Origin of the sequence: Haloferula helveola, from assembly GCF_037076345.1 — a bacterium.
Classification (GTDB): Bacteria; Verrucomicrobiota; Verrucomicrobiia; order Verrucomicrobiales; family Akkermansiaceae; genus Haloferula; species Haloferula helveola.
In genome coordinates this window covers 3921627-3947806 of the sequence record NZ_AP024702.1, presented here as the reverse complement: position 1 = coordinate 3947806, position 26180 = coordinate 3921627, and the positions used below count along the sequence as shown (strand labels likewise).

Sequence of the window (26180 nt, the reverse complement as noted above, 5' to 3'; positions counted from 1 at the left end):
TTCGCCACAACCCCGGGCTGCACGATGCAACCCCGTCGGGGTTGTTACGATTGCGGCGGCAGGATCCAAAGGCATGACCATCACTTCAGGCATTCTGCGGCTCGGGGGTGGCGGGGGCTTCCTGCTTCGCGGAACCACGGGTGAGGAGGCGGTCGGCGAACAGGCTTTCGAAAAGGAGGAAGGCGAGGGCCGCGATCATGAAGAAACGCCATGCGGAGCGACCGGTGCGCGTGGCCTCGATCGCCGAGGCGAGCTCGTCGTCGCTCGCTGCGACATTCAGACCGAGCCCCTCGATGTTGGCGCGGAGTTCGGCTTCCGGAAGACAGGCGACATCCGACTCGCGCGGGTCGACATTGACCGCGATCGGCACACCCGCCGCCTGGACGCTGACACGGGCTTCATAGTAGCCCGCCTCGGGCGCGGTCTCGAGCAGCGCCACATACTGACCGCGATGCTCCTTCACCGGCACGGTGATCGTTTCTCCCGAAGGCGTGTCGAACACCGCATCGCTGGCATCCGGCTGCTCGACGTAGGTCAGGGCCAGCGAGTCGCCGACCGTGCGCGGACGCTCGAACTCGCGACCGGCGAGGTAGGTCACCATCTGCTGCATCACCATCGGGAAGACCGGGGTCAGCGCCATGTTGTTCCATGCCGTCTCGGCGGTGGTCGTGAACATGAACACGTGCCCGCGGCCGAGCGATTGCTCGACGAGCACCGGAGCGCCGCTGCCGGCGAGTTGAAGGACGGTGAAGCTGGCAGGACTTGGTTCGACTTCGACCTGACGGAGAAAACGAGTCTCGTTGAACAGATCTTCGGGCAGGGAAAGCAGCGGCAGGCAGACGTTATGGTCCGGCATCTCCGGATCCAGCGGCTTGCCCGCGCCGAGCGCGTCGCTGGTATCGACCACCGTGCCGATTTTCGCGGGTAGCAGCGCCCCTTCGCCGGTGGCGGCACGCTCGTTCCAGGCACCGGCCTTCACACTATCGCCGGCGAACCAGATCAGTCCGTTGCCGTTCCGCACGAAGCGCGCGAGCTGGGCCGACTGCTCCTCGGTGATCTCCGGGACGTCGGCGAATACCACCACGTCGACTTCATCGAGATTCTCGGCGGGGAACGAAAGCCACGGCACCGAGCGGACCAAGTAGTCCTCGCTTTGCGCACCGTCGGCGCGCGCCATCAAGGCAGCGACCACCAGACGTCCGGCATCGCCCGAAGAACCATCGACACAGATCACCGATACCTTGTCGCGCACCACCGCAACGGTGCGCCGCACGTTGTCCTCGGGGAGCGTGTCGCCATCGATCTGCGCCGTAATCTGGGTCGCCCCGGCATTGTGGAAGGGAACGAAGAGCGACACGGTTTCGGAGCTGCCCGGTTCGATGAGCGGGATCACCTTGCTGTCGATCTGCACGTCGTCGACGCGGCACTGCACCGCGATGTTCGATGCCGGCGAGGTGCCACAGTTGCGCACGGTCGCGCGGTAGCGGGCCGTCGTTCCTTTCCGCAGAACGCCGGAAACCAATTCGAGATCGGTCACCGCCAGATTCGCCGAGTCGCCGGGCACCGGCACGACGAAGACCTCCGCCAGCGTGCCGAGTTCGGCGAGTCCCTCGCGCAACTGGGCGGAAGGCTGTTTCCAATCGCGAGCCTGACCATCGGTGATCAGATAGATCTCCTTCTGTGGCGCTTCCATGTCGGCCACCAGATCGGCGAGCTCCTTCGGCACCGTGCCGAGATTGAGCGAACCGGGGCTCACCGACTCAGCCTCGAGGGCATCGGCGAAACGGTCACGGTCGTATGCCATGTTCCGCAGGACCACTCGGGAATCATCGCCGAGAAGAACCAAGGTCACCGGATCGCCGGGCGCCATTTTGCCGCGGATCACCTCGACCCGCTTGAGGGCTTCATCGAAGCGGGTCGATCCCTCGCTCCCTTTCCCCATGCTGAACGATGAATCGATGGCGATCACTACGCCGGCACGGCGTTCGCCCGGCAGCCAGGAGGAACCGGTCCATGCCGGGCGCGCGAGCGCGAGCACCAGCAAGATGACCGCCACGCAACGGAGGATGAGCAGCAGCAGGTCGCGGAGTTTGATCTGCCGCGAACGGACGCGCACACTGCGATTGAGGAAGCGCATCGCGGCCCAGTCGGTGTGCTGGACCTGGAAACGGTTCAGCAGGTGCGCGAGGATCGGCAGGGCGATCCCGACGGCGGCGAGCAGCAGCAGCGGATTGAGGAAACTCATTGGCGGGGTTCGGCCGAGCCACCGCCGAGGGTGGTCTCCCGTTCATGGAAAAACTCACTGAGGAAGCCGTCGAGCGGACGCGAGGTGTCGACCAAGGCGTAGTCGATGTGCGCCGCGACACAGCCGGCACGCAGCGCCTCTCGATGCCGCTGCAACGAGGCGAGGTAGTCCTCGCGGATGCGGTCGGGCTGGGTCGTCACCGGCTCCTCCAGTTCGAGGCCTTCGAACCGCCATGTCCCGTTGAAGGGAAAGGTCAGCTCGTAGGGGTCGAGCGTTTGCAGAACGACCACGTTGTGGCCGTCGAAGCGCAGGTGATCGAGCCCGCTGAGGACATCCTCGACGTCGGCGAAGAAGTCGGAAATCACGACCACGAACGAGCGTCGCTTCATCATCAGAGCAATGTCGTGCAGCTGCTTGGCGAGCGTGGTTCGCGGCACCGATTTCGTCTCGCGCAGCATCCGGTCGATCTGCAGCAGGATCCCCATCGTCGAGCGCGGCGGAAGGTAGCCGCGCACCTCGCTGTCGAAGACCGAGAGCCCGACCGAGTCGCGTTGCTTGAGGACGATGTAGGCCAGCGCCGCGCTGAGGAACTTGGCATACTCGAGCTTGCTGACCTTGCCGGAGGCGTAGTTCATCGACGCGCTGGCATCGATCAGCAGGTGGCAATCGAAGTTGGTCTCCGCCTCGTAGAGCTTGGTGTAGTAGCGTTCGGTCCGGCCGAAGACGCGCCAGTCGATGTTCCGGATCGCGTCGCCGGGCACATACTGCCGGTGGTGCGCGAACTCGGTGCTGAAGCCGCGCAGCGGGCTGCGGTGGCTGCCGACACGCAAGCCCTCGACCGCTTCGCGGGCGATCAGCTCAAGGTCCCCGATCCGCTGGAGGATCTCGGGATCGAGGTAGTTCGTCTCGGGCAGGTGGTCCATTTCAGGAGACGGGAGTCAGGAGACAGGAGCAGGCATCGGGAAGCTGAGCCCTGATTTCCGCCTTCTGACCTTTGGAATTCAGCCTGCTTTCCGCTGACCTTCGGTCGACAACTCATCGAGCAGGCGCTCGACCAGCGTATCCGAGGTCATGCCTTCCGAACGGGCGGCGAAACTCGGGATCACGCGGTGGCGCAGGATCGGCAGGGCCACGGCCCGGATGTCGTCTTCCGACACATGGCAGCGGCCCCGCAGCGCGGCGCGCGCCTTGCCGGCGAGAATCAGGTTGAGCGAGGCCCGCGGACCCGCGCCCCACGACATGAGCTTCTTGACGAACTCCGGGGCATCCGGTTCGTCCGGACGGGTGGAGCGCACGATGCGGGCGGCGTATTCGAAGATCGGATCGGCCACCGGGATCCGGCGCACGACTTTCTGGAACTCGACGATGGCCGGGCCGTCGACGACCTTCTTCACCTCATCGGAGATCTCACCGGTCACGCTCTTCATGATGTCGAGCTCCTCCTGGTGGGTCGGATATTTCACCCGGATGTTGAAAAGGAATCGGTCGAGCTGGGCTTCCGGCAGCGGGTAGGTGCCTTCCTGCTCGATCGGGTTCTGGGTCGCGAGAACGAAGAACGGCTCGTCCAGCTTGTAGTCCTCGCCACCCGACGACACCCGCTTTTCCTGCATCGCTTCCAGCAGTGCGGCCTGCGTCTTCGGCGGCGTCCGGTTGATCTCGTCGGCCAGCAGCAGGTTGGTGAAAACCGGGCCTTTCTGGAACATGAAGCGGCGCTGGTGCGTCTCGGGGTCCTCCTGCAGGAGCTCGGTGCCGGTGATGTCCGAGGGCATCAGATCGGGGGTGAACTGGATCCGCTTGAAGCCGAGCGACATCGTCTCGGCCAGCGAGCTGACCAGCAGCGTCTTGGCAAGGCCGGGGACTCCGACCAGCAGGCAGTGGCCCTTCGCGAAGATCGCGATCATCATCTGGTCGATGACCTCGTCCATGCCGACGATGGTCTTTCGGAGTTCGGTCACGATCGCGTCGCGCGCCTGGCCGAGCTTCTCCACGGCCTGTGTGTCGTCGGTTTGGTCAGTCATGGAATGGTCCGGAATGGGGATTCCCCTCTCGGCGCATGCCGTCAGGGATTCGCTTCTCTACGACACCCGCCCTTACGCCTGTTTCAAGCGGATGGGAAATATTTGGGTCCGACGCGACCGCAACCCAGATGTCGGACAGCTTTGTGACCCGGAATCCAAGCAATGGCGGGAAAGCTCAGCTATTGGGGTGATCCGACGGACCGAATCCGTCCGTCGGAATCATACACAATGTATTCTCAATCCTACAAGTATTCGGCGGTCACTCGGTCTATGGTTTGTCCATACGCTCCGGCAGATCGCCAAACGGCGAAACCCAGATCTGTCACGGAGCGTCGCTTGTGGAAGGCGACTTTGAACCCGCGCCTTCCACTGAACCCATAAGCCTCCTTGCCACCGTGCAAACCCATCAACCCAAAGCCCTGTCCCGTCGTCTCTTCGCATCAAGGACCCACCAACGTGGCTTCGCGCTCATCGCGGTGCTCACCATGTCGGTCCTGATGGTGCTTCTGGCGGTTGGACTCCTCAGCCTTTCATCGATCAGCGTCCGCAGCAGCCGCAGCGGACAAGCGATGGCCGAAGCCCGTGCCAACGCCCGCCTCGCGATGAACCTGGCGATCGGTCAGCTCCAAACCCAGCTCGGACCCGACCAGCGGATTTCCGCCGCAGCCGACGCCATGGACGAAGGCGCGGCCCAGTCGCACCTCGCCGGAGCATGGCAGAGCTGGGCATGGGAACTGGGATCCGGTGACGGCCCGGACTACTCGGAGAAAAGCGACCGTTTCCTCGGCTGGCTTTGCTCGCACGGCGATCCGTCGGCGCTCAAGGACCTGAACTTCGCCAAGTCCGGCCTCCGCCGGAACGCGGTGACCGTGCTCCAGCAGTTCGGAGCCGACGACATCCAGGCCCCGCTCGTCCTGACGGACGAAGGACGCGGCGGCATGGCTTGGGCGACCTTCGACGAGTCCCTCAAGGCGCCGATCCACCTCGAGCGCGAGAACGTCAAGAACACCGACGACCGCCTCGCCGAGCGCATGGCCGCTCCGGTCGCACGTCCGGACCGCCTTGCTCCGGAGCTTGAAGGCCTCGGCGGCGACTCGCGCCTTCTCAGCCTCGAAACCGCCGCTCTCCAGATCGGACAAGCCCGTGGCCAGGAAGTCACCGGCCGCGTTCACGATCTTACCACCAACGGCCTTGGCGTCCTCGCCGATGCCGCCCACGGCGGTCTTCGTGTCGACCTCTCGACCAGCCTCGAGTCCAGCAGCTCACCGAAGACCCTCTTCGGTGCCACCGCGCCTTACGGCTCCGGCCAGAGCTCGGGCCCGACCTGGGACTTCCTCAAGGATCACTACAAGAGCTACGAGTCCGTCTCGAACGCCGCGACCGGCGAGCCCAAGGCCAAGCCGGACCGCAACGACCTGCGCCCGAGCAGCAGCGGCAATGACGCGACTCCGACAAGCGAGCGCCTGATGCCGATCATTGCCAAGATGCAGATCATGTTCTCGGTCGTCACCCACCACTCGCACGTGCCGGATCGCATCGATTTCTACAACCGCTACGGTGGCCCGGGCGGCAACCAGAGCTACGCCTGCCCGCACCTCGTCTACGACCCGATCGTGACGCTCTACAACCCGTACGACGTCGCGCTCAACCTCGACCAGCTCCGCATCCGCGTCTGGGACCCGCCGGTCGGCTTCCGCTTCAAGAAAAACGACGCCTACCTTCGCCCCGAGTTCGAACGAGGCGAGTTCCACAGCCTCGCCCGTTTCCAGATCTCGAACGAGAAAAGCGCCACCGCCGAGAAGAGCTTCACTTTGATGCTCACCGAGATGGGCCGTCGCAACCGTCCGGGTGAGGAAATCACCCTCCAGCCGGGCGAGGTCCGCGTGTTCTCGCCATGGGTTGAGGACAACTGGACCTGGGGTCTTGAGATCGGTGGCGGCGCCTACAAGCCGCGCAGCTTCTTCGACTGGAACCTCGGCGAGAACTTCGCCAACACCGACAACCGCACCGGCAACCGCCGCGGCATCGAAGCCGTCCCCGGCTGGGACACCCGCGCCGGCCTGCAGACCGACCACCTCAGCTACCAAGGCAACGACCGCCCGACCAAGACGCTCTACGACTTCGAGCTCCAGCGGAACTACAAGCCCGGCTGGCTGGCGATCCGCCTGAACGACACGTTCACCGTCGAGGCGGCCCCGCAAATCACCAAAACCGACCGCCGCCGCAAGGCCGAGTTCCGCGTCGACCTGCTCGCAGGCGCCCGCGAGGACGTCGAGCGCGACCAGCTCCGCAGCTTCGAGTTCCAGTTCGGCGATGTGGATTCGGAAATCTCCGAGTCGGGCGCGGGCAACGTGATCTCGCGGACCTTCACCGCCGGCAGCCTGCTGCAAACCCAGACCGATCCGGATCCGGGCGGAAAGACTCCGTTCGCCGTGCTGACCATGGGAGCCAAGACGACCGCCCAGGACGGCGACAACTCGAAGGCATGGCTCTTCAACAACCCGAACATCGAAGGCTCATGGCAGTCGTCGCAGGAGTATGGCTGGGCCCACCAACCGTACGGCATGAGCTTCAGCGAAGTCCGCGACTTCACCAGCTTCCCGGGCGTCGAGATCGATCCGTCTTCCAACCGCGGCTACTTCGGCGCCAGCAACACCGCCGACCTCGGCGTGTCGAACGTCCCGATGCACCGCATCCCGGTCCAGCCGGCGACCTCGCTGGGCGACTGGATCAACGCCAACCTTGTGGCCGGCAGCCAGATGCCGCACTTCACCCAGCCCTTCGGCAACTCCTTCGCCCACCCGCTGATCCCGGCGAACTCGGTGACCACCGGCCGCAACCCGCAGCTGATGGACCACTCGTTCCTGCTGAACCAGTCGCTGTGGGACAGCTTCTACTTCTCCTCGGTGGTTCCCGATGGCGACCAGCGGAACCGCTCGCGCGAAAAGCAACTTGAGGCTCTCTTCACCCGAAACGAGCGCCTGCCGAACCAGCGTCTGACGATGGCTCCCTCCACCGAGGCCGATGCCGAACAGCTCGCCGGCAAGCTGGCCAAGCTCTCCGACTCGGAGCTCAACCAGAAGCTCGCCGCCAACCTGATGATCGACGCTCCGTTCAACGTCAACTCGGCCTCGGTCGACGCCTGGCGCGCGGTGCTCATGTCGATGCGCGACCGCGCGGTGCTCGCATGGTCGATGCGTGAGTTCGAGTCCGACGACCGCACCGCTTTCCCGCGTGGCACGATGCCGATCGCATCCGATGGCGACTCGCTCGACGCCGATGCATCCTTCGACCTCCGCGGCGCCGTCCGCTGGGCGGGCTACCGTTCGCTCGACGACCAGGAGATCGAGAAGCTCGCCACCGCGATCGTCGAACAGATCCGCGTCCGCACCGAAGCCGACAGCGCACCGCTTCTCTCGCTCGGCGAGTTCGTCAACCGCCGAGCCAGCACCGCCGGTCCGCAACGCCTTGCCGGCATCATCCAGACCGCGATCGACGTCGCCGGCCTGAACGAATCGTCACACCGCGAGGACTCGCTGCAGATCGTCTCGTCGGCCCTGCCCGACTCGGAAACCCGCGGCACCGTGAACCAGGATGCCTTCGAAGGCCGCACCGGCGAAGGTGCTCCGTCGATGCTGACCCAAGGCGACCTGCTCCGTCCGTTGGCTCCGTTCATCACCGTGCGCGGTGACACCTTCAAGATCCGCGCTTACGGCGACAGCCGCGACAAGTCGGGCAAGGTGATCGCCACCGCTTGGTGCGAGGTCATCGCCCAGCGCCTGCCGGAATTCGTCGACTCGACCGACGCTCCAGAAACGGAGCTCGCGAAGCTCGATTCGGAAGCCAACCAACGCTTCGGCCGCCGCTTCGTGGTGACCGGATTCCGCTGGCTCAATCCTCAGGAGATCCAGTAAGCTGTCCGATACCATGATCCGCTTCACGTCCCTCCTGCTCTCGGTCGCGGCCGCGCTTCAGGTCTCCGCGCAAACCGCGGAAGACAAACCCGCCCGGACCGTCGAGCTCCGCATGCTGGCCTTCTCCTACCAGAACAAGGTCCAGTCACTCCAAATCTTCGACCCCGCCACGGGAACCGCCCTGCTCACCGAGGCGGCCGACCTTCCGAAGTATCTTTCGGAGGAGAAGCACAAGGTCGCGCTGCGTGGGGACAAACTGGTGTTCTCGACCCAGTCCGACCCGGAAAAGGCGCTCGCCGAAGGTGGTGCCTCGGCCGAGGTCACGCTGCCGTCGGGAATGACCGAGGCGATCCTCGTCTTCTTCCCGGCGGGCCCGGACAAGGGCGTCGATTACCGCGTCGCTCCGCTCGACGGCTCCGCACGCGCGTTCCCCGCCGGCTCGATCCAGACGATGAATGTCAGCTCGGTCCCGGTGCGGATGATGCTTGAGAAACAGCTCGTCCAACTCGCGCCTGGCGCCCGCAAGCTGGTTGAGGACCCTCCGGTCCGCGCCAACAACCACACCGGCGTGGTCGTCCAGGCCCACCTCGATGGCGAGTGGCGCAAGGTGGCATCGAGCCTGTGGCCCCACCCGGGCCGCAAGCGGGTCTTCCAGATCATCTACCAGGACCCGAAGTCCGGCAGAATGAAGCTCGAAGGCTACCGCGACATCGCCTTCGACAGCACCACCGCCGAGTAAGCCCTCCTCGTGGCGGAAGGGAGCCGATCCGAAAGCAGGGGCTGGCAAAGCCCCGGATGCGTGTTAGGAGTTCCTGACCCATGACCGCACCCGATTGCCCGGACTCGCCCCAGCCCACCGAAGAACACCAGATCGATGAATCCGCGATCCGGGAGCAGCTCGAATTCGAACTGCATCACAGCGACAGGACACTCCTCTCCGGACCGAGCTCGCGGGTCGGCGAGTTGTGCACGATCGGCCGCGTCGCCTGGGATTTCCTGAAGGCTTTCCGCGCGCTGCATTTCGCCGGCCCGGCAGTGACGATTTTCGGCTCCGCGCGCACCAAGCCCGGCACGACCTACTACGAGCTCGCCCGCACCATGGGATCCGAGTGCGCCAAGCTCGGCTTTACGGTCATCACGGGTGGCGGCCCCGGCATCATGGAAGCCGGCAACCGCGGTGCCCACGAAGCCGGCGGCCGCTCGATCGGCGTCAACATCGAGCTGCCCTTCGAGCAGCACGTGAACCCCTACGTCGACCGCTCGGTGGACATGCACTACTTCTTCACCCGCAAGACGATCCTGGTGAAGTACTCCTACGCCTTCATCGTCATGCCCGGCGGTGCCGGCACCATGGACGAGATGTTCGAGACGATGACGCTCATCCAGACGAAGAAGATCCGGAACTTCCCGATCATCCTGATGGGCAAGGACTACTGGAAGCCGTTGATGGACTTCGTCTATCACATGGCCGAGGCGGGCACGATCAGCCCGGAAGACCCGGAACTGATCTTCTTCACCGATGATCCCGAGGAAGCCGTGGCCCACCTGAAACGCCACGCCGTTCGGCAGTTCGGCCTGCGCGAGCGCCGCCTTCCGAAGGCCAAGTCCATCCTCGGCGAATCCGAAATGCCCAAGCAGCAGACCGTCTAGCTCGTTCCCGGCATGTCTTGACTCAGGCTGCGCCGCTCCATATCGCGGCGCCGGTGCGCATCGTCCGCGTCATTCTCGTTCTCGGCGCTATCCTCCATCTGAGCGGAGGCCACTACGGCGTTCTCCAGTGTATCGCCTGGGCGAACATGCTCGTCAGCTACTCGGCCGAAGGCGGTCTGATGGAGGGCGCACGCATGACTTTCGACGGCGAGCACCCGTGCGGCATGTGCAAGGCGATCAGCGCGGCCAAGGAGCACGATCGACAGGATGGCGAGAAAGCTCCGCCAACCGGAGTCGACAAGCTGTCCCTCAAGGATCTCAAGCTCACCGAACGCATCTCGTTGGACGCTTTGCGTCCCGATGATTTCAAGCACCCCGGCTTCTCCAGGCCGACGGGGCTTTCCACCCAGACATCGAACGCCCCTCCCTCGCCTCCGCCCCGCCGCGTTTGAGGCTCATTTCCGCCGGACACGATCCGGCTCCGTTCGATTTCACGACTGCCATTCCGGCAGCGTTTGACCCGACCCGTGACGGCACACAGCCGCTCCGGTCACGCGTGGCATCACCACGCCCACCAACCACCAACATTCTGATCCTTTGAAAATCACTTCCATCCTGACCCTCGCCGCCCTTTGCGGCATCGCACGCGCCGGCAGCACCGCCGACGCCCACGCCCCGATCTCGATCATGGGCGACCATACCCACAACGCCGGAGAGTGGATGCTCTCCTACCGCTACATGTTCATGGACATGGACGGCATATACTTCGGCTCCGACGCCGTCTCCGCCGGCCAGGTCTTCGGCGCGGGCTACACCGTCGCGCCCCGCCGCATGACCATGGACATGCAAATGATCGGCGTGATGTACGCGCCGACCGACGATCTCACGCTCATGGCCATGATCCCCTACACGAGTATGGAGATGACCCACGAGATCTTCCCGATGGCCGCACCGCTGATCGCGCTCAATGGCGGCAGCCGCTACTTCACCACCGAGTCCGACGGCATCGGCGACATTAAGCTCGGCGGCCTGTTCGACCTGTTCGGCTCCGGCGACCACCACATGCACGCCGGAATTTCGGTCAGCCTGCCGACCGGCTCGATCGGGGAAAAGGACCTGATCCCGGGACCCGGCGGACGGATCCCACGACAACTCCCGGCCGCGATGCAGCTAGGCTCGGGCACGGTCGACCTGCTCCCTTCGCTGACCTACCTCTACCACGGCAATTGCTGGTCGGTCGGCCTCCAAGCCAACGGGATCTACCGCACCCAGACGAATGCCCATGACTACCGTCTCGGCCACCGCTTCAACCTCGACGGCTGGCTGTCGTGGTGCCCGCGCGACTGGGTCTCGTTCAGCGGCGGTCTGTCGTACGTGTGGGAAGAGGAACTCGCCGGACTGCAATCCGACGTTTCCCTGCGTCCGCCCTTCGCACCCGCCCGCCTGACCGTGCCGACCGCCTTCGGCACGAACTACGGCGGCCAACGTATCGAGGCGATCGTCGGCGTGAACTTCCTCGTCCCCGGCGGACCGCTGGAAAACCACCGCATCGCTTTCGACGTCCGCCTTCCACTCTGGCAGGACGTCAACGGCTACCGGCTCGGCACCGACCTGACCGTCACCGGCGGCTGGCAGTACGCATTCTGAGCAGCCGTCACAGCATCTCCCCGGAAAACTCCGCGAGTCGCTCGGCAAGGGCGATTCCCGGACCGGCCGGGGGGATGGTATCGAGGTCCTCGAGATCCCAGCGGAAGATAACCTTGTAGCCATCCCACTCGGCCTCGGCTCCGGTGTCACGCATCCAGCGCACCGCACCAACATTCTCGGGCATGGTGTAGCCGACGAACTTGCGGACGCCGTGGCTCATCGCATCGAGCCAGCACACCGCCAACAGCAGACTTCCCACACCCCTCCGCTGGTCCTCATCGAGCACCGTGCACGAGAACTCCGCCTCGTCCGGGTCCTTCTCCGACCGCCACCAGCTCGCCGCGCCGACTCCCGGAAAGTCCCGTGCGGGATCGAGCACGGCCCAGATCGCATGATCACCGGGATCGACCTCCAGCAACCGGTCAAGCATCCGTTCCCCGATCAGCTCGCCGGTCCGCACCCAGAACCGCTGGTAACGGGAATCCGGAGAAAGCCGCCGGTATCCCTCGGCAAGCCCGTCGCGGGTATCCGGACCCAGCGGTCTCACCTGCACGGGCAATCCGTCGGCGAGCTCGGTTTCGAGGCGCTTCTCTTCCATGACACAAAGTGGCACGACCCCGGTCATCCTTCAACGACACGCTTGGCGACCTCCCCTGCGTTCCGCAGGCTCCCGCCAATGAAAGTTGAAATCTGCCTCGACTCCCTGCCATCCGTCGCCGCCTCCGCCGAGGCGGGCGCGCATCGCATCGAACTGTGCTCCGGATTGGTCGAGGGCGGCCTGACGCCTTCGATCGGAGTCTTGAAACAGGCCCGACGTATCTTTCCGGGAGGCATCGTGATGATGATCCGCCCTCGTGGCGGCGATTTCCTCTACTCGCCCGACGAACTCGCGGCGATGGCCGACGACATTCGTGCCGCTGCCGAACACGGCGCCGATGCGGTCGTTTTCGGCTGCCTGCAGGCCGATGGATCGATCGACGAGGCCGCCTGCGAACCCCTGATCGCCGCCGCGGGGGGACTGCCGGTCGTCTTCCACCGGGCATTCGACGTCAGCGCCGATCTTTCCGCTTCGCTGGAAACCCTGACCGGTCTCGGTTTCACCCGCGTCCTGACCAGCGGTGGCGCCCCCACCGCGGTCGAAGGAGCGGAGGTGATTGGCGAGCTGGTACGTCAGGCGGCCGGACGGATCGAGATTCTTCCGGGAGGCGGAATCCGTGCCGAGAATGCCGCGACCGTCGCAGCCACCGGCGCCGGCCAGATCCACCTCACCGGTCGCCGCACCACGGACAGCACGATGACTTTCCGTCGTCCGGAGATCCCGATGGGCGCGGGTTCCGTGCCAGGTGAATACGAGCACCGAACGACCGATCCGAACCTCATCCGCCAGCTGCTCGCCTCGTTTTGAATTCGCCCGCGCTTCATCGTCCCTTCACCATCCGGCTGCCAAGCTCCCGGCGAATTCACCCGCCACACACATCAACCCATGCGCATCCTTCTTGTTGAAGACGAGCCCGCCATCGCCGACGCCGTCGTTTACGCGTTCCAAACCGAACGCTTCGAGATCCAGCATGCCCTGACCGGCGCCGACGCCCTCGCGCGCCACGCCGAGACCGCCTTCGACTTCGTCATCCTCGACATCGGTCTGCCGGACATGACCGGCCTCGAAGTCTGCAAGGTGCTGCGCGAGAAGTCCTCGGTCCCGATCCTTTTCCTCACCGCCCGCGACGGAGAACTCGACCGCATCCTCGGCCTCGAACTCGGCGGCGACGACTACGTCACCAAGCCCTTCAGCCCGCGCGAAATCGTCGCCCGAGTCCGCGCCATCATGCGCCGCTCCCAAGGAGAGGCTCCTTCCAAGGTGCCTCCCCCACCCGCATCCGACTCCCCCCTCACCCATGACTCCAACTCGATGCGGATCCTCTGCTCCGGCAAGGCCCTCGACCTGACCGCCCACGAGTACAAGCTTCTCCTCGTCTTCCTCAGCCGACCCGGCCGCGTCTACACCCGCGATCAACTGCTCGATCACGCGTGGGAGGATCCGGGCGCCGTCACCGACCGCACCATCGACGCCCACATCAAGACCATCCGCTCCAAGCTGCGCGAGATGTCCCCGGGCGCCGAGGACCTGATCCAAACCCGCCGTGGCCTCGGCTACGCCTACGTGCCGTGACGCGGCTTCGCCGCAATTTCCAATTCAAAGCACCAATGATCAATGAGGTGCGCCGATACCGCTGGCTTCAGGTGCTGCGGATCCTCAGCGCCCTGCTGGTCTGGCCTGGGGCTGAACTCGTGCCCGATCTTTGGGCACTGCCATTGGTGATTTGGGCCACCCTCAACTTCGCAGGGCTGCTTGTTCTGCTCCCGATCCTTTTCATCATCGGACTCGGAGCCGGAGCGGCCCAAGCGGATTGGATGAGCGACAGCTTCGAGTTCATCGTCTTCATCGCCATTCCCACCGCAGCCAGCATCATCTTCGCTTCCGTCTCCCGCCGTCGCAGCTGTCAAACTTCCTCACTCTCCGTTTGAAGTTTGGAACTTGGAACTTAAACCCACCCCATGCGCCTCACCCGGATCACGCTCCTGATCATCGCCCTGATCATCGGATCCGGCTTTTACCTGCTGGTGCGGCGCCAGCTCGACGAGGTCGAGCCGCAGACCTTTCAGGCCACCGAGGAGTCGATGGTCGATACCGCCCACCTTCTGGCTTCCTTCGTCGAGGCCGATCTGGATGGCGGCGAATTCGATCCCGAACGTTTCGCCAAGGCCTTCGACATCTCCGAATCCAGGGAGTTCCGGGCGCGGATCTACAGCCACCTCAAGACAACCGTCGGGGTCGGCGCCTATGTCACCGACCGCCAGGGCATCGTCCTGTTTGATTCCAAGTATCCCGAGCGGGTCGGCCAGGACTTCTCGGCCATGCGCGATGTCCACCTGACACTCCAAGGCCACTACGGTGCACGCAGTAGCCGCTCGGAGGAAGGCGACCCGGCCAGCTCCGTGCTCCACATCGCTGCTCCCGTCGGCGACCCGGAGAACCCTTGGGGCGTACTGACCGTCTACAAGCCGCAGTCCGACGTCCTTCCCATCGTCAGGCGCAGGCGATCGGAGATCTGGTGGGGCACCGGACTCATTGGCGGCGGCATCCTGTTTCTCGTCGGCGCGGTGTTCATCTGGCAATACCGGCCGATCAGCAGGCTCACCGACTACGCGCGGGCCATCGAGCAAGGCAAGCGACCCCCATCACCGCCACTCGGGGCCGGGCGGGAGGTCAACACCCTCGCACGCGCTCTCGAGTCGATGCGTGAGGCACTCGAGGGACGGAAATACGCCGAGCGCTACGTCCAGACCCTCACGCATGAGATGAAAAGCCCGCTGGCGGCGATCCGCGGAGCCGCCGAGCTGCTCGACGAGAACATGCCCGCTGCCGACCGCTCGCGCTTTCTCAACAACATCCGTGCGGAGTCCGCCCGCGCCGACCGTTTACTCAACCGCCTGCTCGAACTGTCGGCGCTCGAGGGCCGGTCGCAGCTCGACAGCACCGACACCGTGGACTTCTCGGACGTTGTGCGGAGAGCCATCGACCAAGGCCGTCCCCTCGCCGAACTGGCAGGCGTCACGCTCTCGATCGACCTGCCGGAAGAACCGGTCGAGGTGCTGGGCGACGCCTTCATCTTGCGGGCGGCCGTGACCAACCTGCTGGAGAACGCCATCGATTTCTCCCCGTCCGGCGAAACCGTGTCGATCCGTCTTTCGGGATCGGATGAAACGGTGCTCACGATCGAAGACCACGGGCCGGGCATTCCCGACTACGCACGCGAAAAGATCTTCGAGCGCTTCTTCTCGCTCCGTCACCTCAAGGCCGGCCGAAAGGGAACCGGCCTCGGCCTCACCCTGGTCAAGGAAGCCGCCGAACTCCATGGAGGCCGTATCGCTCTCGACCCCGTCGATCCGAATGGCACCCGTGCGGTGCTCACCTTGCCGTCCGCGGGAAAACCCTGATGCGGTCGCCCGTCACGATGCCCTGAGCGCCGAGATCTCTCCCGAGCTGTCGGCGAAGCGTTCCATCCCGAGTCCCATCATGCGTGCCTGCGTGAGCCACAGGTTCGCGAGAGGCGTGCCTTCCGGCATGTTGATGTGCTGACCGGCCTTCACGCCCCGGCCGCCACCGGCGACGATGATCGGCAGGTCGTTGTACTGGTGCGTGGATCCGTCACCGAGTCCCGATCCGTAGGTGAACAGCGTGTTGTCGAGCATCGTCGTACCGTCCGCCTCGACGACCGAGTCCATCTTTTCCGCCAGATACGCGAACTGCTCCATGTGGAAGCGGTCCACCTTCAGCAGGTCGCCGATCATCTTGGTCTGGTTGTGCGACATCTGGTGGTGGCTCCGCGGCTTGTCGAACAACTCCTCGAACAGGTAAGGCGTGTCCCAACGTTCCGGGCCGACCATGAAGGTCGCGACATTCGTCAACCCGGTCTGGAGGGCCACGACCATCAGGTCACCCATGAGGCGGATGTATTCTCCCCGGGGAAGATAGGTCTCCGGAGGCTCGTCGAAGGTCACCTTCGAGAGCTCCGCCTTCATCTTCTCCAACCGCTCCATCTGGAGCTCGATGGTCCGTACCGAATCGAAATACTCGTCGAACTTCTGCCCGTCCGCATAGCCAAGTTCCCGCTTCAGCGAGGCGGCGTCCTCCAGCACCAGATCGGTGACATCGCGGAACCTCCGGATCTCCCGGGTGGAGAAAAGCCGACGGTACATCTTCCTCGGATCCCGGATCGAAGGCGCGAGGTGTCCCGTCCCATACCAAGAGATGTTGTCGAAGTAGATCGACTCCTTGTTGTCCTTGTGGCTGTTGCAGCTGAACTCAAGCGTCGGAAACGGTGTGGTCGTGCCGACCTGATCCGCCACCAAGTGATCCAGCGTGCGGTCCAGCGGCCACGCGGTGCCCTTGATCGTGTACGGCTCCGCACTGCTGAGGTAGCAGGACGCGCACTGCGCGTGCACGTCGGTGCCCTGCTGGAAGGTCCGGTCCATGCCGGTGATCAGGTTGATCTTGTCCTTCAGGCCGGCCAGCGGCTCCATCGTCGGAGTCAACCGATCCAGCGGACGGACACTGTAGAGCGGGTCCTGCTTGCCGAGCGACCGCCGGATGTTGCCGAGGTTCCCCTTCGGAATGACATGGTCCGCTTCACCGGGAAAGAATCCCCGGCGCACCACTCCGATCGGAACGTAGAAGTGAGCCATGCGCTTGGCCACGGCGGCCGGGGCCCGCGTCGCGCCAGCGCTCTCGAGCCATGGCAAGGCGAGCGCGGCACCGCCGATCCCGCGGAGAAAGCGTCTTCTGGAAATGGGTCTCATACAAAGTCCGGAGATTGATCTGACTCATTGGGACGGCAATCGATGCAACCGCCAAGTCGCCAAGGACGCAAAGAAAAGCGATGCCATCGATCTTGGCGTTCTTGGCGACTTGGCGGTGAAACAACGGGGGGCAGAAAGCCTTGGGAAAATCGCATCATGCTTCTCGGGTCGGTTTCAGTGTTCGGTGTTTTCGGCTTTCACGAGGGTCTTGCTGCGGAACGGTTCACTCAGGATCACTTCACGGATCAGCGTCTTCATTCGGTAATCGTCGGCGGCCGTGGCAGCCGCGATCCGGTCGAGCGCGGGTTGATCCGCAGCGCCCAGTTCACGCGCCAAGGCAAAGGACAGCATATGCCCCGCGAGGCCTCGGGTGAAGCGATCCTTTTCGGCAAGGATCGCATCCTTGAACTCAATCACGCTGGCGAACCGGTGCTTGCGGAACAAGGTGTCCGAAACGTCCACCTCGCGGCCGTTCTCGTAATCGTCCCGCCAGCGTCCGATCGCGTTGTAGTTCTCGAGCGCGAACCCGAGCGGATCGATCTTCTCGTGACAACCGCGGCAGTCGGCCCGTTCGCGGTGCATGGCCAAACGCTCGCGAAGCGTCAACGGCTTCTCTTCCTCCGCATGATTCTCCTCCAGCGGCGGGACGTCGGCGGGCGGAGGATTCGGAGGGTTGTTGAAGATCACGGTCGCGACCCATGCGCCGCGCGTGATCGGCTGCGACCTCTCCGGTCCGGATGTCATGGTCATCACCGCGGCATTGGTGATCACGCCACCATTGCGACGGTCCCGCACCGGAAGGCGGGTGAAGCTCAGCGCCTGCACGCCGCCTTGCTTGAGATTCCAACCGCCCTTGCTGATCGAAAGCTTTCCGTAAGCCTTCTCGAGTTGTCCGGAACGGTAGCTGAACCCCGGGTCGATCAACTCGGTGATCGGGCGGTTCTCGATCAGCACCGTCTCGAAGAGCAACAGCGGCTCGATCATCATGTGCATGCTGTTGCGGTAGGCGGAGAAGTAGAAATCCGGATACTTCTCGCGGCTCGGCGTCGATGAGACGATGCGTTCCAGCTGCAACCACTGGGTTGGGAAGCTGTCGCAAAATCGCTTCAGCCTGCGGTCGGCGAGCATCCGGTCGATCTGCTTCGACAGCACGTCCGGGTTGCCCAACTCACCCTTCCCGGCGAGATCAAGCAGTTCGTTGTCCGGAATGCTGCCCCAAAGGAAAAACGACATGCGCGACGCCAGCTCGAAGTGATCGACGGTCACCGTCCCTTTCCCAGCTGTTCCGCGATCGTAGAGATAGAGGAACCGGGGCGAGGCAATCACCGCCGCCGCAAGCTCCGCAACCGCGTCGTCGTAGCGGACGCCCGCCTCGAGCCTCTCGGAGAGGAAGCCCGCATAGCGATCGAGAACATCTTCCTCCACCGGCCTCCGGAACGCCATGGTCAGGAAGACGCGAAGGCGGCGGCGCGTCTCCTGTTCGGCATTCCCGCTTCCGGCAGGAGGAGCGAACAACGACTTCCAGTGACCCACCGTCTTCGGGTTGAAGTCGTCACTCTCCGTGATCGACTGCCCGAGCCTGAGGAAGGCCTCCATCAGAAGCGGCGACATCGACAGGTGGTCGGCCTGATTGTCGAATCCGTGCTCCGCCCGAAGGTCCTGGGGAAAGGGCGCCACCCCGGCGAGACGGGGCTCGATCAACTGCGACTTCCCGAGCGGGCGGCTCCCGACCTTGACGACGTCGGGAACCCGGCCGGTCGCCGGCTGGAAGTATCCGTCGTGCTCCCTCATCATCTTCTCGGGCAGGGAGAAGACCTCACGGTTCAGCCGGAACAGGTCGACCACCGCGTTGTTGTACTGGAAGCGGTTCATCCGCCGGATCGGCGTCCGCGGGTAAACCTTCGTCTCGGCAAGCGACTCGCGGAGCAGGCCCTTCAGATCGGCGAGAAACGCCGCCCGGACATCGGGTTCAAGCTGCGGCTCGTCCTCGGGAGGCATCTCCTCGAAATCGATGGCATCGATGATCGACTTGAGGAGCTCGGGGTCCTGGCTCAGGTCCGAGCCGGAACGGATCGCCATCAGATCGACATCCCCCTTCACCTTCTCGCCCTTGCCGTGGCACTCGACGCAGTTCTTCTCGAATACCTGCAGCACTGCCGACGGATCCTCCGCGGCAGCCGGAAGAATCACGGCGAGGGTGGCGACCACGGACAAAGGAATACGCATGGATAGGAACCCCGGAAAAACGGGCGATCCATTCCGCTACGTCGTTCGCCCACCCTTACTTTCCCCCAAGCGCCTGCCTTTCCGATGCAAAAATGGCGGCCCCGCGTCGTGCGGAGCCGCCATTGAGCAGAAGTTTCATGTCAGGAATGCCGACCTCATTCGCAGGAACGAGCCGGCATCCGAGTGGAGAGAGATCACCCTTCTCGATTGCCTCCGCGGCGTTCGAAGAAGCCGGAAATCAGGACATTGCCGTCCATGTCGACGATCAGCCCTTCGTGGAATCCGCCGAGGTCAAACTGGCTGGCCGAGCCGGAGGCGTTGCCTTTGCCGTCCGACTCCAGCATGCAGACCGGCTGATACTCACCGATGCCGCCCGGTGTGTTGGCGCGCACGACGAAGAAATAGACGCCTTCCGGCAAATCCTTCACGAGCACCGATGCATTCCAAGTGTCCTTTCCTTTCACATAGTTGACGATCGCCTTGCCGGTCGCGATCGTGCCTTCGCCGTCCATGGCGGCCTTGTTGTTGGCTTCGTGGGCACCTTGTGCGGCCAGGCTGAGGAGCGCGACGGCGGAAGCGACGAGGGCGGGGAGTTTGTTGTTGATCAGTTTTTTCATCGAGGGGTCAGTTTGGTTGTTTCGGTCCGGATGCGGCCCGACTCCCGGGCCTCTTCATCCATGTCCGAATCAAGGAACGCGTCCCGGCAGAGTTCGGATGCACCCCTGTTGAAAAATTCGGTCCCGCCCGGATCGGTGGTTGCATTCGTAGGAATGTCGCGGACGGTGAAATCGGGCGTCCATCTTGGTGGCGCCCCACTCAATCCCGCCATCTCACGCATGAAATTCCACACCACCGCCATCGCCATCGCCGCGGCACTCGCCCTGACCTCCGGCCCCGCCGAAGCCAAGCCCGGAAAAGGAAAGGGCAACAGCGGCGGCCCGCCCGGACAGTCCGGCAAGGCCAAGCCCGGAAAAGCCCCGAAGAAGAAGGACATCCCCGGACCGCCGAACGTGAAGGGCAATGGAAAGGTGAAGAAGAACGACATTCCTTCCATCGACCCGAAGAAGGCGGAGAAGGATTGGCGCAAGGCCGTGAAAAAGTTCGAAGACAAGGACCGTGACGCGGTGCTCGGTTACTTTTCCAAGCACAAGGGACACCCTCACGGACTGCCTCCCGGTCTTGCCAAGAAAGTCGCGAGCGGCAAACCGCTGCCGCCGGGGTGGCAGAAGAAACTCTCTCCGGGATGGGTCATCACCGACGACTGGTGGCCGAGCCTCACCCCGCTTCCGTATTCGGACTTCGCCGGCCTCAATGCCGCACCCGACACCGGACTCTACTGGTACGGCGACCGTGTGGTCCGGGTCTACGAACCACGTCGCGAAATCCTCGACGTGATCGTTGTCCCGACGATCCAACTGCCCTGAACGGGTCAGGCGGAATCCGGCTCATAATGCAACGCCAGCCACACGGCGTCGTCCGACACTTCGCCGACGCGATGCCGCATGCCGGGCGGTATGGTCAGAGAATCGCCGGTCGATAGCTCGAGCACGCCTTCCTCGAAAACCAGAGTAGCCGATCCTTTGAGTAACATGACCCATTCCGGGCGGCCCTGATCGTACCAAAACCCGTCCGGAGAAGCCGCACCCTGCGAAACGAGGCACTCAAGCGTCAGTCCGGCCGTCTCAACGAGAGGAAAGGCGACTTCGCCATCGGGGCAAGACGGCTTGGGAGGCAGGCGTTTGACAGTCGGAAGCATATCCGCGACTGCGCCAGAAGCCGGCAGGGCGCACAAGCTCGCAGCGCTCAGTTCAGCGCGAGCCTCGGACGAGGGGCGGCAATTCCCGCAATCAGGAGTCCCATGGTGAAGCCACCGATGTGCGCACCATAGGCGATTCCCTCCTGCTGTCCGCTGAACAGCGAAAAGTAATCAATCCCCACCCCGATCAAGGCCAGCAGCGCGAGCCGGGCCGGTGGAATCGGGCGGGCCATCGGCCAGACGTGTGGATCAGGCAGGCGAAAACGGGTCGCCAAGCCCAGATACGCCCCTTCGAATCCCATCACTGCCCCGGATGCCCCCAGCATCGGGATGAAGTCCTCGCGATTCAGAATCACGTGCGTCAGCGAGCCCGCGATTCCGGTGGTGAGGAACACCAAGAGCATCCAGCGCCAGCCGAGCAGTTCGACGAAAAGCGCCGCGAAAATCCACATGAACAGCATGTTCATGCCGACGTGCTGGATGTCGGCGTGGAGAAATACACAGCTCAGCAGCGTTCCAAGCTCCCACCAGTCATCGGGCCGGCCGACCCCCGACCGGATGTCGTCCCAACTTTGGACGACTTCGCCCGGAATCGCCATGAAGCGGTCGACCCAGAAAACCGACCCCGGCAGCGACTGCACGAAGAAGATCAGGAACATCAGGACGATCAGGACCAGCAGCGGGCCCTGAAGTTTCCACAATTCCCTGAAGTTCCTGACTTGGAAATCCACGGGCCTAGAAAGCCGAGATCCATCGGCATGGCAACGCCGAACGCCGCTACTTGGCCGGCAGCGACGACGCGAAGTCGACCGCAGGCTCCAGCCACGCGGCGAGTTCCTCCACATCCATCCCGTCCGGATCGATGAACAGGAACCCCTTCATCGGCCGGCCGGTGAAGTCCATTTCGCGGGCCTCGTGTTTCGCGAGAAGCTCGCGGTAGCGCTCCGGCCCGACCCGCAGCATCACCTCGTCCTTGTTGGTGACTCCGCAGGCCATGTTGCCGTTCACGAGGAAACACAGCCCGCCGAACATGCGCTTCTCCGAAAGCCCGGGCAAACCCGTCAGCAGCACCCGAACCCGGTCGGCAAGCAATTCGTCCATGGGCCGAGCTGTAGACAGACCAGACGCCCGAGTCGATCTCCCGCCGGGATCAGGCCATCAATTCAGCGAGCGGCCCGTTCTGATCGATCGTCTCGCTCAGACCCGGATCACGGTCTCCGTAGCGGTCCTCGGGGAAGCCCGCGGCGTGCAGTAGCGAGCAGTGCAGATTCGCGAGCACGCGGTGACCGGCCGTGTTGTAAGCGGGATAGTGAAGATAGCGGCCGGTCCGGAAGGCTCCGTTCATGTTCCCGAGCACGAGCAGCGGCATATTCTGATAGCCGGTGTGGTGGGCGCTTCCGGCATCGCTCATGTAAACGATGAGCGTGTTGTCGAGCATCGTCCCGTTGCCTTCCGGCACCGCCTTCAGTTTCGCCGCAAGACCGGCGATCAACTCCATCTGGAACGTGCGCAGCAAACCGCGCATCTCCCGGCCCGACTTCCAATCCGAGTCGAAGCGGTCATTCATGCCCTCGATGTCGGCGGTGTGGCCGATGTCGTGCAGCGAGATCTGCTTCATCCGCTCGTGCTGGAAACCCTGGAAACGGCTCTCGAGTTCGTCTGCCCGGATCGTCACGACATTCGTGAGCCCGGTGATCAACGAGGCGGCAGCCATGTCGAAGTGCGACTCAAGCCGGTGGGTTTCGATCTCCGACGTGTACTTGTCGGTGACCTTCGGTGCTCCGTCCTCAAGGACATCCCCCATCTTGGTGAGTTTCACATCACGCTCGCGAAGCGCCTCGAAGCCGTGAAGGTAGTGATCGAGCTTCTCCCGCTCGTCACTTCCCCCAAGCACCTTCTTCGCGCGCTTCACGTCATCGACGAGGAAGTCGAGCAGGTTGGCGTTCGCGGCGGCCTCGACCTCCGCATCGGCGCCTTTCATCACCGTGCCGAAGATGTCCTTGTAGGCGAGCATCGGCGAGGCGTAGGCCGGCGTCCGGGTGTTCTTACCCATCGCGGAGATGCTCAGGTAGCGGAACAACTCGGTCGGCTCGGTGCCGATGTGGAAGGCGAGGTGCTTGAAGATCCCCGGAAACTTTTGCGCCAGTTCGTAGTCGAGTGTGGCTCTGCGAGGCGGAGCATGATCGCCCGACGTGTAGGCCCCCAGCACTCCGAAGTGACCGCCGTGCGGTCCCTTGCAGACCTTGCTCGACAGCCCCTGAATGATCGTGAGCTGGTCCTTGAACGGCTCGAGCGAGGCCATGCTCGGGTTCAGCGTGAGGTCCTTGAGCGGGCGATCGACCATCTTGTCGCGCATGTCCCTGTCGGTGCCGAGGTGCTCGAGGCCGAGCGGAACCACACCATACGGCCGGAGGCCGTTTGCCCGCATCACGAAGACGAAGCGCTTGGGCATCGCCGCCGGGTTGCCGGCCGTCTGTGCCTGGAGATTCCGGAAGAACGGAACCAGCGCCAGCGCGGTGCCGGACATGCCCTTGAGGAACTGTCGGCGCGGGAGTTCGAAAGGAGTGCTTCTCATCGGGGTCGCAGGTTCTATTTCCGGTAGAGGAAGGAGTCGGAGGTGAGGAGTGAAACAAGCAGTTCGCGGAAGCTGCCGTCGTTTTCGACATAGGCGCGATCGGCGTCCATGAGCGTCGGAGAGTCATCGAGGTTCTCGTTACGGCCCATCCAGTAGCGGAAAGCATGTCGCACGAAGGACTGCCGAGCGAGCTCCGATCGGGCGAGGCGCTGCGTAAGCTCGACCGGATCATCGAAGGGCCCGTCGAGTGACGCGTCGCCGGTTCCGCGAAGTTCGCCGGAGGCATCGACCGGACGCTCCTCGGCGACCGGCGGAGTCAGGCTGCCGAGGCGCTTGCGCTGCTTCTCGATCTCGGCCTGCCGCTTCTCTTCGGTCATCGACTTCCAGTACTCCCGCTCCTTGGTCCAGCGGGCCATGTCCTTCTCGTAACGTACCTCGGCGGCCTTGACGTATTCCTCGTCGCCTGTCGGCTTCTTCAACGCCGCGATCCGCTCCTCCGCCTCGCGCACCTTCCCGGCGCGACCTTCGGCATCCAGCGAAAGCCACTTCTCCAGATCCTGCGTCGTCCGCTCGACCTGGTTGTTGTAGTTCCGCAGGTCCTTGAAATAGGCGTCGGCATCACCGATGACGATCCGGTCACGGTAGCGCCCGAAGTCGTCGTAGTACTCGAAGGCGTTGCCCAGCGGGTTCATCTTGCGGTGACAGCGCCAGCACTCCTCCCGCTCAACCACGGTCATGCGCTCGCGGAGCGTCCGGTGGTGATCCTCGGGAACCTTCGCATCCACCCCGATGGGCACCTCGGGAACCATATCGGCCAGCAGGTGCTCGCGGATCCACTTTCCACGACGGACGATGTCATTGTCGAAGTTACCGCTGTGGGCCACGAGCCATGCCGGATGGGTGAGCATGCCGGACCGCTGGTCAGCCGGCAGTTCGACCAGCTCGTCGGGACCCCGACGGATCGTATCGGCCTTTTTGCGGTCGAGATTGTAGGCCGTGACGTGACTGGAATCGAGACCGGGCCACTTCCCTGCTTCGGCAATTTTCGCGAACTCGTCGCCGTACTTGTTCCGCATGTGCTCCTTCATCTTCTCGTTGCTGCCCTTGAGAAGCTTCTCCATCCGATCCTCCCGGAAGTGATCGATGGCGTAGCGGTTGCTGGTCAGCAGTGTCGCGAGCACATCGCGATCCTCCTCGAGCACCGAGAGGACGAAGAGGTCGGCATCCTTGCGGAGACGGAGAGCATGGTGCTCGGGGTTGCGCTCCTTGTCCTTGAAGACGTCCGGCGCCGCATCGTAACCGAAGAACTCCTGGAAGAACCGCAGCACCCGTGGCTGGTGGTCATAGTAGTCCCCTCCCCACCGGTGATACATCGGGTAGTGCCAGTAGTTCCCCTTCCCGTCCTCGCGGGCAAGCACGGCACGCACCTCGCGCTGGACATCCTCCCGCGTCGTCAGCCGGCCCTCGTTGGCCGCCTTGAGAAGATCGGTATCGGGTTCGTCGTAGATCGCGTAGGAAAGCGCGTAGGCGAGTTCGAGCGGGCTCAGCATGCAACGCCCGTCGGGCAACTCTTCGCCGAGTCCGATCTCCATCCGGAACACGAACTCCTGGGACATGAGCATGCCGGTAATGAGCGTCTTGAACGCGATCGCCGGGCCACCGAGTTCAAGATTCTTGCGGAAGAGCCCGTCGATGTAGCGCGCCCGGTCCGACTCGGTCGGTTCGCGCTGGAAGATGATGCGGAACAGTTCGCCGATGGCCCGCTCGTAGGTCTCGTCCCGCTTCTCATCGTCGGCTTTCAGCACGTAGCCCATCCGGGCGCGATCGCCCTCCAGCAGGCTGGCCGCAACCAGACCGCTGTTGCGCATCATCGTCTTGATAACCGCCTCGTCGGCCAGCAGGCTGGCGTAGTCTTGGAATCCCTTGCCGCCCAGCCCGAGCAGCGGCTGTGAGACCTCGGTGCGGACCTCTTTCGAAAACTGGCGGTAGATCTGCGGACTCACCCGCCACAGCCGCGCCGGCGAATAGGCGGGCCCCTTGTGCTCACCGCTGAAGAGCTCCGTGTGGTCGACGCGGTTCGCTTGGCTCGGGAGCGCCAGCTTGTCCTCGTTCACCCCGCGGCCGATGCCTTCCAATCCCGACCCGATCCATGACATTACCTGGCTCCTCACCATCTTGTCCGGCTGGGGTTCCTCCTCCGGAGGCATGTCACCGAGACTGACCATCTCGAGAATCTTCTCCCATCGCTCGACGTCCTTGCCTTCCGCAGGGGGACCTTCGAGGTCATGAACGGTGAACTTCGCCTTCTGCTTGTCCGGCCCGTGGCACTCGACGCAGTGGGTCTCGAAGAACGGCTTCACCAAGTCCCCGAATGCCGCATCCGGAGCGAATCCGCGCGCGCTACCGGCGCCGATGAGGCAGCCGACAATCGCAACTGCCGCCGCTTCCCGATGAACAAAGCCCAAGGTCACAGTCGCGGCCTACGCCTGTGCCTTTCCGAATGTATCAATCCCTTCGGCATTCCGGAAAAAAGGCGGATTCCTCCGCCGAACATCCTCGATTATGCGTCAATCATCCTGACTCTTTGACACCTCGACCACCTGATTCCCAGTTCTAGCCCGAGTAGTCCTTCTCTGGGCGCCAGCGCAGCAAAAACGTGGGCGGGCGACATCGCGCATGGAGCGCTGGCTTCAGCCGGCCCCGTCGGTCCGGCAGCTTGGGTTCCGGGGCGAGCTGAAGCTCGCGGTCCATCCCTTGCGGAAACACCGACTTCGCGGCGCAAGGAAGC

The 26180-nt window shown here is 63.9% G+C and carries 22 protein-coding genes; 10 read left to right on the top strand and 12 right to left on the bottom strand.

Going from position 1 to position 26180, the window contains the following annotated elements:
- Positions 1–85: 85 nt before the first annotated feature.
- The 3 genes from HAHE_RS14805 to HAHE_RS14795 all read right to left on the bottom strand — a co-directional run bounded on the left by HAHE_RS14805 (position 86) and on the right by HAHE_RS14795 (position 4263).
- Entirely contained in the window at positions 86–2245 is a 2160-nt protein-coding gene (locus HAHE_RS14805) for a BatA domain-containing protein (RefSeq protein ID WP_338685493.1), read from the bottom strand.
- Positions 2242–3168: a DUF58 domain-containing protein gene (locus HAHE_RS14800; RefSeq protein WP_338685491.1), complete on the bottom strand. Its 927-nt coding sequence runs from the start codon at positions 3166–3168 to the stop codon at positions 2242–2244. The genes HAHE_RS14805 and HAHE_RS14800 overlap by 4 nt, the downstream gene beginning before the upstream one ends.
- A 78-nt stretch (positions 3169–3246) precedes the next feature.
- Positions 3247–4263, bottom strand: coding sequence for a MoxR family ATPase (locus tag HAHE_RS14795; RefSeq protein ID WP_338685490.1), 1017 nt, complete (start codon positions 4261–4263; stop codon positions 3247–3249).
- 395 nt (positions 4264–4658) lie between these two features.
- Between HAHE_RS14795 and HAHE_RS14790 the strand changes: the two genes are divergently transcribed.
- The 5 genes from HAHE_RS14790 (at position 4659) to HAHE_RS14770 (ending at position 11474) form a co-directional block, all read left to right on the top strand.
- Positions 4659–8177, top strand: coding sequence for a hypothetical protein (locus HAHE_RS14790; protein ID WP_338685488.1), 3519 nt, complete (start codon positions 4659–4661; stop codon positions 8175–8177).
- 13 nt (positions 8178–8190) lie between these two features.
- Positions 8191–8916 (top strand): hypothetical protein, encoded by a 726-nt coding sequence (locus HAHE_RS14785; protein WP_338685486.1) that lies wholly within the window; start codon positions 8191–8193, stop codon positions 8914–8916.
- A gap of 80 nt (positions 8917–8996) precedes the next feature.
- Positions 8997–9827, top strand: coding sequence for a TIGR00730 family Rossman fold protein (locus HAHE_RS14780; protein ID WP_338685485.1), 831 nt, complete (start codon positions 8997–8999; stop codon positions 9825–9827).
- Positions 9828–9880: 53 nt separating this feature from the next.
- Positions 9881–10279: a hypothetical protein gene (locus HAHE_RS14775; protein ID WP_338685483.1), complete on the top strand. Its 399-nt coding sequence runs from the start codon at positions 9881–9883 to the stop codon at positions 10277–10279.
- Positions 10280–10424: 145 nt separating this feature from the next.
- Positions 10425–11474 (top strand): hypothetical protein, encoded by a 1050-nt coding sequence (locus HAHE_RS14770; RefSeq protein ID WP_338685481.1) that lies wholly within the window; start codon positions 10425–10427, stop codon positions 11472–11474.
- Between the two features lie 7 nt (positions 11475–11481).
- Here HAHE_RS14770 and HAHE_RS14765 read toward each other — a convergent pair whose 3' ends face one another.
- Positions 11482–12072, bottom strand: coding sequence for a hypothetical protein (locus tag HAHE_RS14765; RefSeq protein WP_338685479.1), 591 nt, complete (start codon positions 12070–12072; stop codon positions 11482–11484).
- Positions 12073–12150: 78 nt separating this feature from the next.
- On the opposite strand from HAHE_RS14765, the gene HAHE_RS14760 reads away from it, so the two are divergent.
- The 4 genes from HAHE_RS14760 to creC all read left to right on the top strand — a co-directional run bounded on the left by HAHE_RS14760 (position 12151) and on the right by creC (position 15473).
- Positions 12151–12879, top strand: a complete 729-nt coding sequence (locus HAHE_RS14760; RefSeq protein ID WP_338685477.1) for a copper homeostasis protein CutC — start codon at positions 12151–12153, stop codon at positions 12877–12879.
- A gap of 78 nt (positions 12880–12957) precedes the next feature.
- Positions 12958–13644 carry a two-component system response regulator CreB gene (gene creB, locus HAHE_RS14755; protein ID WP_338685476.1) on the top strand — a complete coding sequence of 229 codons (687 nt, stop codon included), beginning with the start codon at positions 12958–12960 and terminating at the stop codon, positions 13642–13644.
- Positions 13645–13679: 35 nt separating this feature from the next.
- Positions 13680–14000 (top strand): hypothetical protein, encoded by a 321-nt coding sequence (locus HAHE_RS14750; protein ID WP_338685475.1) that lies wholly within the window; start codon positions 13680–13682, stop codon positions 13998–14000.
- Positions 14001–14030: 30 nt separating this feature from the next.
- The gene (creC, locus tag HAHE_RS14745) at positions 14031–15473 is read left to right on the top strand and encodes a two-component system sensor histidine kinase CreC (RefSeq protein ID WP_338685474.1); all 1443 of its coding nucleotides are present in this window, start codon (positions 14031–14033) and stop codon (positions 15471–15473) included.
- 12 nt (positions 15474–15485) lie between these two features.
- On the opposite strand, the gene HAHE_RS14740 is transcribed toward creC, so the two are convergent.
- The 3 genes from HAHE_RS14740 to HAHE_RS14730 form a co-directional block, all read right to left on the bottom strand.
- Entirely contained in the window at positions 15486–16835 is a 1350-nt protein-coding gene (locus tag HAHE_RS14740; protein WP_338685473.1) for a DUF1552 domain-containing protein, read from the bottom strand.
- A 174-nt stretch (positions 16836–17009) separates the two neighbouring features.
- Complete coding sequence (locus HAHE_RS14735) at positions 17010–19061, bottom strand: DUF1592 domain-containing protein (protein ID WP_338685472.1); 2052 nt, start codon at positions 19059–19061, stop codon at positions 17010–17012.
- A gap of 194 nt (positions 19062–19255) precedes the next feature.
- Complete coding sequence (locus tag HAHE_RS14730; RefSeq protein WP_338685471.1) at positions 19256–19678, bottom strand: hypothetical protein; 423 nt, start codon at positions 19676–19678, stop codon at positions 19256–19258.
- 219 nt (positions 19679–19897) lie between these two features.
- On the opposite strand from HAHE_RS14730, the gene HAHE_RS14725 reads away from it, so the two are divergent.
- Complete coding sequence (locus tag HAHE_RS14725; RefSeq protein ID WP_338685469.1) at positions 19898–20485, top strand: hypothetical protein; 588 nt, start codon at positions 19898–19900, stop codon at positions 20483–20485.
- Between the two features lie 5 nt (positions 20486–20490).
- Here the strand turns inward: HAHE_RS14725 and HAHE_RS14720 are convergent, their stop codons facing one another.
- From HAHE_RS14720 to HAHE_RS14700, 5 genes are read right to left on the bottom strand one after another with little or no spacing between them, the layout of a single operon-like run.
- Complete coding sequence (locus HAHE_RS14720; RefSeq protein ID WP_338685466.1) at positions 20491–20817, bottom strand: cupin domain-containing protein; 327 nt, start codon at positions 20815–20817, stop codon at positions 20491–20493.
- Positions 20818–20864: 47 nt separating this feature from the next.
- On the bottom strand, positions 20865–21548 hold the full coding sequence (locus HAHE_RS14715; RefSeq protein WP_338685464.1) for a rhomboid family intramembrane serine protease: 684 nt from the start codon (positions 21546–21548) through the stop codon (positions 20865–20867).
- A 46-nt stretch (positions 21549–21594) separates the two neighbouring features.
- On the bottom strand, positions 21595–21918 hold the full coding sequence (locus HAHE_RS14710; RefSeq protein WP_338685462.1) for a TfoX/Sxy family protein: 324 nt from the start codon (positions 21916–21918) through the stop codon (positions 21595–21597).
- Positions 21919–21967: 49 nt separating this feature from the next.
- A complete protein-coding gene (locus tag HAHE_RS14705) occupies positions 21968–23392 on the bottom strand; it encodes a DUF1552 domain-containing protein (RefSeq protein ID WP_338685461.1) in 1425 nt (474 codons plus the stop codon).
- A 14-nt stretch (positions 23393–23406) separates the two neighbouring features.
- Positions 23407–25857, bottom strand: coding sequence for a DUF1588 domain-containing protein (locus HAHE_RS14700; RefSeq protein ID WP_338685460.1), 2451 nt, complete (start codon positions 25855–25857; stop codon positions 23407–23409).
- Positions 25858–26180 lie beyond the last annotated feature (323 nt).

Bases quoted from the DNA above. Each gene is read 5' to 3' on its own strand.
- HAHE_RS14805 (WP_338685493.1), bottom strand. From the start codon at position 2,245: ATGAGTTTCCTCAATCCGCTGCTGCTGCTCGCCGCCGTCGGGATCGCC.
- HAHE_RS14800 (WP_338685491.1), bottom strand. From the start codon at position 3,168: ATGGACCACCTGCCCGAGACGAACTACCTCGATCCCGAGATCCTCCAG.
- HAHE_RS14795 (WP_338685490.1), bottom strand. From the start codon at position 4,263: ATGACTGACCAAACCGACGACACACAGGCCGTGGAGAAGCTCGGCCAG.
- HAHE_RS14785 (WP_338685486.1), top strand. From the start codon at position 8,191: ATGATCCGCTTCACGTCCCTCCTGCTCTCGGTCGCGGCCGCGCTTCAG.
- HAHE_RS14780 (WP_338685485.1), top strand. From the start codon at position 8,997: ATGACCGCACCCGATTGCCCGGACTCGCCCCAGCCCACCGAAGAACAC.
- HAHE_RS14765 (WP_338685479.1), bottom strand. From the start codon at position 12,072: ATGGAAGAGAAGCGCCTCGAAACCGAGCTCGCCGACGGATTGCCCGTG.
- HAHE_RS14760 (WP_338685477.1), top strand. From the start codon at position 12,151: ATGAAAGTTGAAATCTGCCTCGACTCCCTGCCATCCGTCGCCGCCTCC.
- creB (WP_338685476.1), top strand. From the start codon at position 12,958: ATGCGCATCCTTCTTGTTGAAGACGAGCCCGCCATCGCCGACGCCGTC.
- HAHE_RS14750 (WP_338685475.1), top strand. From the start codon at position 13,680: ATGATCAATGAGGTGCGCCGATACCGCTGGCTTCAGGTGCTGCGGATC.
- creC (WP_338685474.1), top strand. From the start codon at position 14,031: ATGCGCCTCACCCGGATCACGCTCCTGATCATCGCCCTGATCATCGGA.
- HAHE_RS14740 (WP_338685473.1), bottom strand. From the start codon at position 16,835: ATGAGACCCATTTCCAGAAGACGCTTTCTCCGCGGGATCGGCGGTGCC.
- HAHE_RS14735 (WP_338685472.1), bottom strand. From the start codon at position 19,061: ATGCGTATTCCTTTGTCCGTGGTCGCCACCCTCGCCGTGATTCTTCCG.
- HAHE_RS14730 (WP_338685471.1), bottom strand. From the start codon at position 19,678: ATGAAAAAACTGATCAACAACAAACTCCCCGCCCTCGTCGCTTCCGCC.
- HAHE_RS14725 (WP_338685469.1), top strand. From the start codon at position 19,898: ATGAAATTCCACACCACCGCCATCGCCATCGCCGCGGCACTCGCCCTG.
- HAHE_RS14720 (WP_338685466.1), bottom strand. From the start codon at position 20,817: ATGCTTCCGACTGTCAAACGCCTGCCTCCCAAGCCGTCTTGCCCCGAT.
- HAHE_RS14710 (WP_338685462.1), bottom strand. From the start codon at position 21,918: ATGGACGAATTGCTTGCCGACCGGGTTCGGGTGCTGCTGACGGGTTTG.
- HAHE_RS14705 (WP_338685461.1), bottom strand. From the start codon at position 23,392: ATGAGAAGCACTCCTTTCGAACTCCCGCGCCGACAGTTCCTCAAGGGC.